The organism is Alsobacter sp. R-9, assembly GCF_054612375.1.
This window is the reverse complement of the sequence record NZ_JBTSWJ010000003.1, coordinates 483,134-494,890: the sequence shown is the minus strand read 5'-3', so window position 1 is coordinate 494,890 and position 11,757 is coordinate 483,134. Positions and strand designations below refer to the sequence as shown.

At 69.3% G+C, this 11,757-nt stretch carries 8 protein-coding genes; 2 read left to right on the top strand and 6 right to left on the bottom strand.

What is annotated here, in order from left to right; translation table 11 throughout:
- Positions 1-45: 45 nt before the first annotated feature.
- Together ACX9GQ_RS07815 and ACX9GQ_RS07810 are read right to left on the bottom strand one after the other, a co-directional pair.
- Complete coding sequence (locus ACX9GQ_RS07815; RefSeq protein ID WP_459628942.1) at positions 46-2,430, bottom strand: glycosyltransferase family 2 protein; 2,385 nt, start codon at positions 2,428-2,430, stop codon at positions 46-48.
- Entirely contained in the window at positions 2,427-5,036 is a 2,610-nt protein-coding gene (locus ACX9GQ_RS07810; protein ID WP_459628941.1) for a glycosyltransferase, read from the bottom strand. The genes ACX9GQ_RS07815 and ACX9GQ_RS07810 overlap by 4 nt, the downstream gene beginning before the upstream one ends.
- Positions 5,037-5,236: 200 nt before the next feature.
- On the opposite strand from ACX9GQ_RS07810, the gene ACX9GQ_RS07805 reads away from it, so the two are divergent.
- Positions 5,237-5,839, top strand: coding sequence for a SapC family protein (locus ACX9GQ_RS07805; protein WP_459628940.1), 603 nt, complete (start codon positions 5,237-5,239; stop codon positions 5,837-5,839).
- 17 nt (positions 5,840-5,856) lie between these two features.
- Here the strand turns inward: ACX9GQ_RS07805 and ACX9GQ_RS07800 are convergent, their stop codons facing one another.
- Positions 5,857-6,696 carry a SapC family protein gene (locus tag ACX9GQ_RS07800; RefSeq protein WP_459628939.1) on the bottom strand — a complete coding sequence of 280 codons (840 nt, stop codon included), beginning with the start codon at positions 6,694-6,696 and terminating at the stop codon, positions 5,857-5,859.
- 112 nt (positions 6,697-6,808) lie between these two features.
- Entirely contained in the window at positions 6,809-7,672 is an 864-nt protein-coding gene (locus tag ACX9GQ_RS07795; protein ID WP_459628938.1) for a type 1 glutamine amidotransferase, read from the bottom strand.
- 90 nt (positions 7,673-7,762) lie between these two features.
- Here ACX9GQ_RS07795 and ACX9GQ_RS07790 point away from each other — a divergent pair, with 90 nt between their 5' ends.
- Positions 7,763-8,671 (top strand): DMT family transporter, encoded by a 909-nt coding sequence (locus tag ACX9GQ_RS07790; RefSeq protein ID WP_459628937.1) that lies wholly within the window; start codon positions 7,763-7,765, stop codon positions 8,669-8,671.
- Positions 8,672-8,690: 19 nt separating this feature from the next.
- Here ACX9GQ_RS07790 and serA read toward each other — a convergent pair whose 3' ends face one another.
- Entirely contained in the window at positions 8,691-10,271 is a 1,581-nt protein-coding gene (gene serA / locus ACX9GQ_RS07785; RefSeq protein ID WP_459628936.1) for a phosphoglycerate dehydrogenase, read from the bottom strand.
- Between the two features lie 242 nt (positions 10,272-10,513).
- A complete protein-coding gene (locus ACX9GQ_RS07780) occupies positions 10,514-11,686 on the bottom strand; it encodes a phosphoserine transaminase (protein ID WP_459628935.1) in 1,173 nt (390 codons plus the stop codon).
- Positions 11,687-11,757: the final 71 nt, after the last annotated feature.

Genomic DNA, 11,757 nt, shown 5'->3' with positions numbered 1-11,757 from the left:
GCGGGGGGTTAATGGGAGTTAAGCTTTTGCCTTCAATCCGACCGGTCACGGTCGCCCGGGTCGCGACGGCCGAAGGCGGAGGCCGCGATGGCGGGGCGGCGTCGCAAGGCCTTCGAACGGGAACAGGTCGAGCCCGAGGTTGGGGTTGTAGAAGGGATCGTTGCCGAGCACCTCGGCCCACCGCTCACGCAGCGCGGCCAGTTCCTTGCGGGAGCGCGCGTGCTTCTCGCGGGTGAGGTCCTGGCCCCGGCTCGCGCTCTCCTTGTGAAGGAGGCGTGCGCGCGGCGACATCACGACCGCCTTTCCGAGCCGCCCGACCTTGAGGCAGAGATCGACGTCGTTGAAGTTCACCGGGAACGCGACCTCGTCGAGGCCGCCGACGGCCACGTAGTCCTCCCGCCGCAGGAGGAGACACGCCGCGGTGACGGCACTGTGCTGCCGCTCGCACAGGAGCATGTCGCCGTAGCCGCTCTCGCCGTCCAGACAGGCCGTGAAGGCATGGTGCGCCGCCATGTGCGACCCGACCACCACGCCACCGTGCTGGATGATCCGGCTTGGCCACAGCAGCGTGGCCCCGACGATGCCGACGTCGTCCTCGTGGAGAAGCGCGGCCATCTGCGCCAGCCAGTCCGGCTCGAGCACCTCGACGTCGTTGTTGAGCAGGCAGAGCAGCGGATGGCGGGCGTGTTCAACCGCGATGTTGTTGAGCGTCGCATAGTTGAACGGGATGTCGGCGCGCACGACGCCGTGTCCGAGATCCGCGAGTTCGGAGAGGTAGGCGAGGGTCGCCTCGTCGCGCGATCCGTTGTCGACGACGACGATCTCGTAGTCGATCCCGCGGGTGTGCTCGATGATGCTCTCGACGCAGGGCTTCAGCAGGTCGAGACGGTCGCGCGTGGGGATGATGATCGAGACGCCGCAGCCGTCCAGCGGAACCGACCGCCCGACCGACACAGCCGAGAGCACCCGGCCCACGACAGGCTCGACCGGCGGGACCGGCCCTTTCCCTCTGCGGGCGAGGTCCGCCTCGACTGCACGGGCAAGAGTTTCAGCCCGCTGCGCCGCGTCCCGTTCCGGGAGAACTGCGAGGAACTGGGGCACGTGGCCTACCGGCTCGGCCGCGTCCTCGCAACTTCCGGTACACCACAGCAGCAGGTCGCAGGCGCTCGACAGGCTGGGCGGGAAGGGCTGCTCGAAGCGGTCCACGGGAACGGCGAAGAGGTCGGCGCAGTAGGCCTGCGACCTCATCCTGAACCGGTCGTAGGCGGGAAGCGCCATGGGCACCGGCTTGCCATCGACCGTGCACACGATGTCTGCATAGACGAGCCCCGGCGCGCTGCGGTGCTCCAGCGCCGCGGCGAGGTGGCCGATCGCCAACGGATCGAGGCGGGCTCCTGCAGCCACGACGGCGACCCAGTCGGCACCCGCATCGGCGATCGCCTTCCGGGCATCCTCGAGGGCTGCGGCGTCCTCCTCGGGGGAGGCTCCGGTCGGCACCTGGAAGCCGATCCAGCCCGGGTGATCCTGGCGTTCGAGCGAGGTCATCGTGGCGGCCGCGGCGTCCTCGTCGCCGATCACGAGGACCGCGACGAGGCCTATCGCCGCGATGGGCTCCTCGACCGGAAAGTGCCCGAGCCACGACGCCGCCTCGGACAGCGGCAGGGCGCCGGGCATGAGCCGGTCGAGCAGTCTCGCCCGGATCAGGGCGCCGCTCCGCCCGTCCGGATCCAGCTCCCCGGCGAGCCCGGCGAAACCACCGTCATGGACGATGACGGTCGTTGGCGAGCCGCCGAGGTCGACACCGTTGACACTGGCCCTGAGCGCGTGGGGCGCGCCGTCGGCCATCGACAGGGGAAGCGCGATGTCGAAGCCGACGCGTCCACTGGGAACGGCCGAGCCGTCACCCATGTCCCGCCACTTGTCGGCCGCGACGCGGCACACGAGGTCACCATCGACATGGACCTCCACGACGGCCGGGCGACCGGGATCTCCGAAGTCGTAGGCGTAGCCACTGACACGCAGCCCCCCGATCCAGAGCGCCTCGCCGACCACTGCCCGCGGGCGCGCGTCGTCCGCGGCGGCCGTCGTCCGGTCGATCGTGCCGATCACCACTCCGGTGTTGGCGATCACCGCCTCGATCGTGGTGGCTGCCTCCAGTTGCGTGGAGGACAGCACGGCGGCGAAGCCGTGGCAGCCGTCCCCTCCGAAGAGATCGCGGACCTCCGCCGAGAAGGTCTCGGCCAGCGCCAGGGCAACATGCTCGCCGTCGGCCCGGATCTCCACGACGAAGCGGTGGCCCGGACGCTGCGGGTCGAGCACCCACCCCCCGACGGCGCAGTCGCCGATCGGATGGAATGACGCGGACAGCGATGCCGGGCTGGGCTGCGCGGATCCGGCCGGGATGAGTGGAAGGGCGTTCAGGGCCGTCATGACGCAAGGCGCTCCGTGCGCTTGTCGAGCACCGGTATTCCCGTGCCGGGGCGGCCGAGCACGCGGTCGACCACGAACGCGACGGTGTCGATCGACCAGCCGGGGTCGAGCGCGAGACCGTCGCCCCGGTCGAGCAGCAGGTCGACCGCGCCGCCGGTCGCGAATGCCGCGAAGGGCAGCGTGCTGCGCCGGACGAAGTCGATTCCGGGATTGATGAAGCTGCGGTCGCGCTGGACCAGCAGCAGCGACCGGCACCGGTGGACGGAAAGCACCTCCGCCGGATCCTCGTCCTCCAGCGGTCCGGTGACGAAAACGTTCCCCAGGCGGATGAGGCCAATGTCTCGGATCGTGTCGCCGAGGACGATCAGGCTGCGGTTGGAACGGCGCCGCAGCATCGCCTGTGCGAATTCGCGGACGAAGGCAAAGCTCGCGGGGGACCGGTCGGTCGGTACGATGCCGATCGTCTGTACCACCGCCGCGGAGGCATCGGGCGGAACGGAGTTCGCCACGGCCGGGACGGCTGGTGGAGGAAGCCGCACGACGCTCGCGGCAGGCCCGGCGTCAAGAGCCGCGTCGAGGCGGCCGGCGGCCGTCGCAGTCGGAGCGAGGATGTGGCGCAGGCCGGGCCGCCCTGAACGTCCCAGCCTGAAGGCTGTCAGGCCTGGCGGCGAGACCGCCCACTCCTCCCGTGGCAGGACATCGACCGGAAGGCCGGACTGGCAGGCGACGTCGAGCCACTCAGGGTCGATCGCCTTGTCGAGCACCACCACGACGTCGGTTGCGGCGGCAGCGCTCGCGAGTTCGACCAGCGCCTCGGCGGATGGCAGACCCCGCGCGTCGGGCGGAAGGGCCGTGGCGGCGTCGATTCCCGGCAGGCGGACGCGCCACGTACTCGGGTCGCCCGGTCGGCCACAGAGCGCCGCCAGGTCGACCGACCCGGCGTCCACGGAGGATCCCAGCCGTGTCCCGACGGACGGGTCGAGCGCAGCCGATGAGCTCAAGACGAGGCGTCTCGATCGCCCGGGATCGAGGGTCGCCCATGCAAGGGCTCCGCACACCGGCCGAAGGGGATCGTCGCGCAGGAACGCGGAGGTCTGCTGCTCGATCTCGGGCCATCGCCGCATGAGCGCGGCGGCGTTCGCGGTCACGAGGCTTCGCTTCGTCGCCCCGAAGGAGGCCTCGCCCTGGTGGCCGACGAAGACCGTCGGCGCGCAGATGTTGCGGTAGCCTGCCTCCGCTACCCTGAGGGAGAAATCGACTTCCTCCAGATAGCCGCGCTCGTACCGGTCGGCGTCGAGGCCTCCCACGGCACGCAGGGCCTCGTTCCTCACGTAGAGGCAGAAGCCTATGCCGTTGGGAAGGTCAACGGGCGGAATGGCCGCGGCCCGGGCCGCGGCATTGATGGCCTCGATCCGCTCTGGGGTCGGCATGGGGCTGGCGCGAAACCGCGACGGCACGCTCACCAGTTCGCCATTGTTGGAAAGTGGCGTGACGGTGCCCACGCCGGGTTGCGCGGCGATGGCGTGGAGCCGGTCGAGCCATCCCCGCGGTACATGCGTGTCCGCATTGAGAAGGACGATGTCCTCGCCGCCGACGCGTCGCAGGGCACGGTTGACCGCTCGGATGAAGCCGGTGTTGTGCGGATTGCGGATCAGCTCGATCCGCCCGTCAGAGGCGAGCCGGTCGAGATGGGCGCGGATCATGGGACTGGGACTGGCGTCATCGACGACGATGATCCGGCGCGCCAGGCGCGTGCCGTCGGTAAAGAGCGAGTCGAAGCAGCGGCGCGTCGCCACGGCGTCGTCATAGACGGGAACGATCACGGCCACCTGTGCCTGCACGCTGTCGCGCGCCGGCAGGCGCTCGAGGATCCCGTCATCGAGCATCGGAGCGCCGCGCAGCGAGGTGCCGTCGTCGCCGTCCCTGACGTCGACGACCGCCGTACTGGCGGGCCATTCGAACCGGAACGGGGCATATCGGAAACCCGCTCGGGACCAATGGGCGTGTCCCACTGCCGAAAGCGGAAGTGACGCGCGGCGACCGTCGGCAATGACGGTGAGACTGCGCGACGCATCGCCGCGCCATGCGCACCATCCGGCGCAGAAGCCGTCGCGCTCCTCGACCGACCCGAAGAACGACCAGTCCGGATCCAGTGCGTTCAGCGCGAGTTCGATCACGGCCGGGTCGCGTGCCCTGTCGACCAGCCGGCGTGCCAGACGCCGCAGCGGCTTCTCCCGGCCGAGTTCGGTCAGGCTACCGATGAGCGCCCGCTGGGCCCGCGCGTCGTTGGGGTCGATGTCGAAGGCTCGCTGGAACGCGTCCAGCGAGGCGGCCGTGCCGTCCAGCTGGGCGAGGATCGCGCCCTGGAGAAGCCGGTCGTCGACACCGTCGGGACCCGTCCTCCAGTAGCGATCGAGGATCGATAGGGCATCACGGTGCCGTCCGTCGCCGACGAGCCAACTGGCCATCAGCGGCAGCGAAGAGCGATGGCGCGTCTCGTCGAAAAAGAACGATGCGAAGCGGGAGACGACGCGCTCCATCCCCGCACGGGCGCCCTCGCGACGCGGGGCGGCCGCGTCGGCCTTGCCGGGCCGGGGAGACGTCATGCCGGCGATGTCTTGCGCAATCGTGAGACTGCTGCGGGCCATGTTTCGAAGTGGTCAAGGGTTCTGGGCTAGACCGGAACCCGGTCCACGACGAATAGGGCGGCATCATCTTGTATCTTTCTCTAAGGCCATTTGATCGCATTCTAGATTTGCCGCGATTACCGGAAGCTGGGCAGTCGCGGCCGCGCAGCAATCCGGTCGTGGTCTCGATCTCGCCGGTCGAGGTCGCCCTGCTCGCGCAGCGCTTTCCCGTCGCCTGGCGGAGGTTGCCGGAGGGGTGGGACCTCGTGGCCGTGACCGGTCTGACCCGCTGGCACGACTACCATGAGCCTGCGACCGCACCCGATGGCAGCCTCGTCTCGCCGCTCCTGCTGCAGGCCTATCCCTTGACGCTCGTCGACGACGGATCGACCGACGACCTGCCGGTGCTGGTGGACGAGACGGCGCTGGCGTGGGGCAGTCCGCGCCTCGACGAGGAGGAACGCGGTGTTCGGGAGGCCGAAGTCGAGCGTCGGTGCCAGGCCCTGTGGACCTACGTCAACTCCCGCCGGGCCCTCGTGCCGATCCATGCCGCACTCGAGGAGGCGGGCGCATTCGTGCCCTGGGACCTCACCTTTTCGCGAGGAGAGTCGCACTACGGGATCGGCGGCCTCCACGTCCTCGCCGAGGGCTTCTTCGGCTCGGTGACCCACCGGCGACTCGTGGCCGAGCACGGCTGGCTGGCCGCCCAGGTGGTGTCCATCCACCGGATCGCCCAGCACCGCATCAACGCCGTGCTGCGGGACATGGCGAAGGCCAGCTGACGTCGGCGCCAGCCCGGTCAGTAGAGGCGGGAGAAGTCGATCGTCTCGGATCGATCGAGATCGAAGACCATCAATGGCGCGGGCGGATCGTCATTGGGCGGCGGCCCGGCTTGGTCGTCGCGCTGCTGGCCACGTTCTCCCAGCGACTCCCCGATCAGGGACGCAATTCGGGTTTCGAGGTCCGCCGTCGCCGCGCGCGGATAATCGCCTGCGACGAGCCGCATCGAATGCACCGACGAGAAGGCGAGGTCGAGGGCCGAGGGCGTTCCTTCGGCCAGGCGCGCGAGCATGGGCGCCCGGGTCCTGGCAAGGCGCAGGCGATCGATACAGAAAAGAGTCGCAACGGTCTCCGAGAGCGGCTCCGCCAGATAGCCGGTGGCGACCGGCACGAGGAGCCCCGCGCCCTCCAGCGCCGACGCGAGGGCGGACAGCCGCCGCAGTCCGTCGGTCGCCTCCAGCAGCATCGCCTTGACGCGCGCGTAGGCCGGCGACAGCCGCCCGTCGGCCGCGAAGAAGGGATTGCCCCGTGCCGGCGGCTCGGCGATCCCCTCCGGCGCCACGTCCCACACGCCGTCCGGGCCGAGCCGGAAAGGATGGATCCGCAGCATGAAGGGCGAATAGTCGCCCGCCCAGGACCCGTCGTCCCGCAGCCGCGGCGCCCGAAGCGCCGGGTCGCCGAGCAATCCAACGACGGACCAGGCATCCCCCCGCTTCTCGAACAGAACGGGCATTTCGTGGCAGACGGCGTAGATCTCCGACGCGATCAGCGGAACGGTCGCCCAGCCACGTGCATGGCGAAGGTCGCGGCAATGCCGGAAGAGCCTGCCGCGGTAGGAGGCTTCGTTGCGGAGCTGCATGCGTGTCGCCGTTCCTCGCTTTCGGCCCATTGGGCTCGACGCGGAACGGCTCGCGCAAGGATCGACGCCTCCCGTCGTTATCGCCGGGTGAAGCGGGTCGGTCGAACTGTCTTCAGGCGCGGCCGCGGCGGGAAGCCCCGGGCTTCACGCGGTGGGCGATGAAGTTGCGGATCTCCGTCGTGCGGATCGAGTCGTCGAGCAGGTCGCGCCCGATGGCGTAGCGCCAGGCAAGATCGCTGCGGCCGCGATCCTCATGCAACGTTCGCAGGTCCTCGACCGTGGCCGCCTGCTGGGCGGCATCACGGAAGAACCCCTCCTGCTGGAGCGTCGTGCCGTAGCGCCCGAGGATCGCCGCCATCTCCCGCAGGCTGAACTCGGGATGGTACTGCACGCCCCAGAACAGACCGCCGTCGTGACGGATCTCAGCCGCCTGGATCGGGGATACGGCATTGGTGGCAAGCACGGTGACATCACCAGGCGGCACGGCGACCTCGTCGAGATGGATGGCGGGCGCATCCCACGCGCCGGCGCGACCAGCCAGCAGGGGGTGCCCCCTCCCCGCATCCGTGGGCGACACGTTCCGCGCAAAACCCACTTCACGGCCTCGCGGGTTGGCCCGGACCTCGCCGCCTGCTGCGACCGCCGCGATCTGGATGCCCCAGCATGAGCCGAAGAACGGCGTGCCCGACCTGTAGACCGCCCGGGCGAGTTCCACCTGCCGCAGAACCGCCGGAACGGCATGGTAGGCATGCAGGGCCGAACCGGTCAGGACTACAGCGTCGTAGCTCTCCAGTCCCGCAGAATCCGGAAGGTTGGCTCCCTCGTCCGCCGGCATCGCAAAATCGCAGACAGCGGCGGGCTCGATGTCGCGGATGACGGCCGCGTAGGATTCGCAATAGCTCTGCCCGTAGGTGGCGCGATGGGTTTCGCGTCCTTCGCGCGTGTTGCCGTCGACGACGAGAAAACGTAAGGGCATGGTCCGGGGGCTCGCGGTGGGGCGGGTCCGGCCCTGATAGCACCGGGTGCGGTCGCGGCCAACGGCGCGGCGCACGGGAGACGAGACGACATGCGCGAGACGCGGATGGGCCGCTGGTTGTGGGCCCAGCCCTACGTGCTGCTGTGCCTGACCATGCTGATGTGGGGCGGCAATGCCGTGGCCGGGCGCCTTGCGGTGGGCGAAGTCTCGCCGATGGTGATCACCTTCGGCCGCTGGTTCATCGCGTGCTCGGCCCTCCTGCTCATCGCCGGTCGCGAGATCCGCGCCGAGATCGTGGCCTTGCCGCCCTACTGGAAGCGCATCGTCGTCATGGGGATGCTTGGCTTCACCGGCTTCAACGCGCTCTTCTACGAGGCGGCGCACTACACCAGCGCGGTGAACCTGACGATCTTCCAGGGCGCCATCCCGGTCTTCGTGCTGATCGGGGCGCTGCTCCTCTATCGAACCCCGGTCACGCCGCTGCAGATCATCGGCATGCTGGTGACCACGGCCGGGGTTCTCGTCCTCGCCAGCCGCGGTGAACTCGCAGTGCTGCTCGGTCTCAGCTTCAACATCGGCGACGTCTGGATGCTGATCGCCTGCGTGCTCTACGCCGGCTACACCGTGGCGCTCCGGCAGCGTCCGCCGGTGTCGGGACTCACGCTCTTCGCCGCGATGGCCATCGTCGCCATCCTCTCGGCGATGCCGCTGCTCGCCGTTGAGGCGGCACGGGGGGAAATGCAACTGCCGACGCTGAAGGGACTGTTCGTCGTCGCCTATGTGGGGCTGTTCCCGTCGCTGTTCTCGCAACTGTTCTTCATGCGCGGGGTGGAACTGATCGGGCCCGGACGGGCGGGGCTCTTCGTCAACCTCGTGCCCGTGTTCGGCTCGTTCCTCGCCGTGGTGATCCTGCGCGAGCCCTTCGGCCTGCACAGCGGCGTCGCGCTGGCCCTCGTGCTCGGCGGCATCTGGATCGCCGAGCGGTTGGGGCGGCGCTGAGCCGCCCCAGCCCCAGCCGTCAGAACTTCAGGGCGCGTGCCTGCTTGACCCCGGCAATGGTCTGGATGCGCGCCAGCACGTCCGCCGGAACCGCGCCGTCCACCTCCACCAGCGCAATGGCCGAGCCGCCCTGCGCGTCGCGGCCGAGGGCGAACGTGGCGATGTTCACGCCCGCGTCTCCGAGCAGGCCGGCAAAGCGGCCGATGAAGCCGGGCTTGTCCTCGTTCGTCACGTAGATCATCGAGGGCGCGAACTCGGCGTCCACCTTGATGCCCTTGATGTTGACGATGCGCGGCTTGCCGTCGTGGAACACCGTGCCCGACACCGAGCGCTCCATCGTCTCCGTGACGACGGTCAGCGTGATCAGCGACTCGAAGTCGCCCTCCGCTGCCCGCGTCGTCTCCTCGATGACGATGCCGCGCTCCTTGGCGACGACCGGTGCGGAGACGACGTTGACGTCCTGCAGCAGCGGCCGCAGAAGGCCGGCGATGGCCGAGGCCGTGAGCGCCTTGATCTTGAGGCCGGCCACGCCGCCCTCGAAGGTGATCCGGATCTCCTTGATGCCGCTCTCGGTGAGCTGTCCGGCGAAGGAGCCGAGCTTTTCGGCCAGCGCGATGAACGGCTTCAGCTTCGGCGCTTCCTCGGCCGTGATCGAGGGGAAGTTGATGGCGTTCGAGATCGCGCCGCGGATCAGGTAGTCGGACATCTGCTCGGCGACCTGCAGCGCCACGTTCTCCTGCGCCTCGGTGGTGGAGGCGCCGAGATGCGGGGTGCAGACGACGTTGGGATGGCCGAACAGCGGGTTTTCCTTCGCCGGCTCGACCGAGAAGACGTCGAAGGCCGCCCCCGCGACATGCCCCTCGTCGAGCAGCCGGCGCAGCGCCGCCTCGTCGACGAGGCCGCCGCGGGCGCAGTTGACGATGCGAACGCCCTTCTTCGTCCTGGCGAGGTTCTCGGCCGAGAGGACGTTCTTCGTCTGGGCGGTCATCGGCACGTGCAGGGTGATGAAGTCGGCCCGGGCGAGGAGGTCGTCCAGTTCCACCTTCTCGACGCCGAGGTCGAGGGCGCGCTCGGGCGACAGGAAGGGATCGAAGGCGATGACGCGCATCTTCAGGCCGATCGCACGGTCCGCGACGATCGAGCCGATGTTGCCGCAACCGATAATGCCGAGCACCTTCCCGGTGATCTCGACGCCCATGAAGCGGTTCTTCTCCCATTTGCCGGCCTGGGTGGAGGCGTCGGCCGCGGGGATCTCGCGGGCGACCGCGAACATCATGGCGATGGCGTGCTCGGCCGTGGTGATCGAGTTGCCGAACGGCGTGTTCATGACGATCACGCCGTGCGCCGTGGCGGCGGGGATGTCGACATTGTCGACACCGATTCCGGCGCGGCCGACGACCTTCAGCCGCGTCGCGGTCTCGAGCAGCTTCGCCGTGACCTTGGTCGCCGAGCGGATGGCGAGGCCGTCATAGTCGCCGATGATGGCGGCGAGTTCGTCCTTGTCGAGGCCTGGCTTCACGTCCACCTCGACGCCGCGCTCCTTGAAGATGGCGACGGCGGCGGGCGACAGGGCATCAGAAATCAGAACGCGGGGTGCCATGGTGGGTCTCCTTCATCCCTCCCGCAGGAGGGGCGGCGCGTGGCGCCGGCTTGTCGTTGAGGGGTAAGGGTGGCAGCGGAGGGTCACCCGCCTGAGGAGGCGCTGTCGGGTTCCCTGCCCCTCCGCGGCTTCGCCGCTCCGGCCGGGGATGACGGCAGCGAAGGCGCGGTGCCTCCTGCGTCATCCCCAGCGACCGGTGCAGCCGGTCGGGAAGGGGATCCAGACGGGGAATGCAAGCCGGCTCAGGCCGCCTTGGCGAGGCCAGCCTTCGTCTCGTGGAAGGCCCAGCCGACCCACTGCATCAGGGCGGCGACGTCGGAGGTCTCGACCGTCGCGCCGCACCAGATGCGCAGCCCGGGAGGTGCGTCGCGGTAGGCGCCGAGATCGAAGCCGACCCCCTGCTTCTCCACGAGATCGACGACCCCCTTCGCGAAAGCCGCCTGCGCCTCGGCCGGCAGCGCCTTGACCGCGGGGTCGCTGAACACGAGGCAGACGCTGGTGTTCGAGCGGATCGCCGGGTCGTTGGCGAGGAAGTCGATCCACTCGTGCGCGGCGACGAAGTCGGCGACCGCCTTCGTATTGGCGTCCGCACGCGCGATCAGCCCTTCGAGTCCGCCGATCGACTTGGCCCACAGCAGCGCGTCGATGTAGTCCTCGACGCAGAGCATGGAGGGGGTGTTGATCGTCTCGCCCTGGAACAGGCCCTCGGTGAGCTTGCCGCCCGAGGTCATGCGGAAAATCTTCGGCAGCGGCCAGGCCGGCATGTAGGAGGTCAAGCGCTCGGCCGCACGCGGCGAGAGGATGAGCATGCCGTGCGCCGCCTCGCCGCCCAGCACTTTCTGCCAGGAGAAGGTGACGACATCGAGCTTCGGCCAGTCCAGCCGCTGTGCGAAGGCGGCGGAGGTGGCGTCGCAGATCGTCAGCCCCTTGCGGTCGGCGGGGATCCAGTCGCCGTTCGGGACGCGCACGCCGGAGGTGGTGCCGTTCCAGGTGAAGACGACGTCGTTGTCGAAGTTGACGGTCGCGAGGTCGACGATCTCGCCGTAGCCCGCCTTGAGGACGCGCGCGTCCTTCAGCTTAAGCTGCTTGACGACGTCCGTGACCCAGCCTTCGCCGAAGCTCTCCCACGCCACCATGTCGACGCCACGCGCGCCGAGCAGCGACCACATCGCCATCTCGACCGCGCCCGTGTCGGACGCCGGGACGATGGCGATACGATAGTCGGCGGGCACCCCGAGGACTTCGCGGGTGAGGTCGATGGCCTGCTTGAGCTTGGCCTTGCCCACCTTGGCGCGGTGGGACCGGCCGAGCGAGGCATCCTTGAGGGAGTCGAGGGACCAGCCGGGGCGCTTGGCGCAGGGGCCGGACGAGAAATGCGGGTTGACCGGCCGCACGCCGGGCGTCGGATTCGCCATCTGATGTCTCCATCCTTCCAGATGGGCGCCCTTCGTTGGGGAAGGGTGTCCCGCCATCCGGACTAGGCGAA

Bases quoted from the DNA above. Each gene is read 5' to 3' on its own strand.
- ACX9GQ_RS07815 (WP_459628942.1), bottom strand. From the start codon at position 2,430: ATGACGGCCCTGAACGCCCTTCCACTCATCCCGGCCGGATCCGCGCAG.
- ACX9GQ_RS07810 (WP_459628941.1), bottom strand. From the start codon at position 5,036: ATGACGTCTCCCCGGCCCGGCAAGGCCGACGCGGCCGCCCCGCGTCGC.
- ACX9GQ_RS07800 (WP_459628939.1), bottom strand. From the start codon at position 6,696: ATGCAGCTCCGCAACGAAGCCTCCTACCGCGGCAGGCTCTTCCGGCAT.
- ACX9GQ_RS07795 (WP_459628938.1), bottom strand. From the start codon at position 7,672: ATGCCCTTACGTTTTCTCGTCGTCGACGGCAACACGCGCGAAGGACGC.
- ACX9GQ_RS07790 (WP_459628937.1), top strand. From the start codon at position 7,763: ATGCGCGAGACGCGGATGGGCCGCTGGTTGTGGGCCCAGCCCTACGTG.
- serA (WP_459628936.1), bottom strand. From the start codon at position 10,271: ATGGCACCCCGCGTTCTGATTTCTGATGCCCTGTCGCCCGCCGCCGTC.
- ACX9GQ_RS07780 (WP_459628935.1), bottom strand. From the start codon at position 11,686: ATGGCGAATCCGACGCCCGGCGTGCGGCCGGTCAACCCGCATTTCTCG.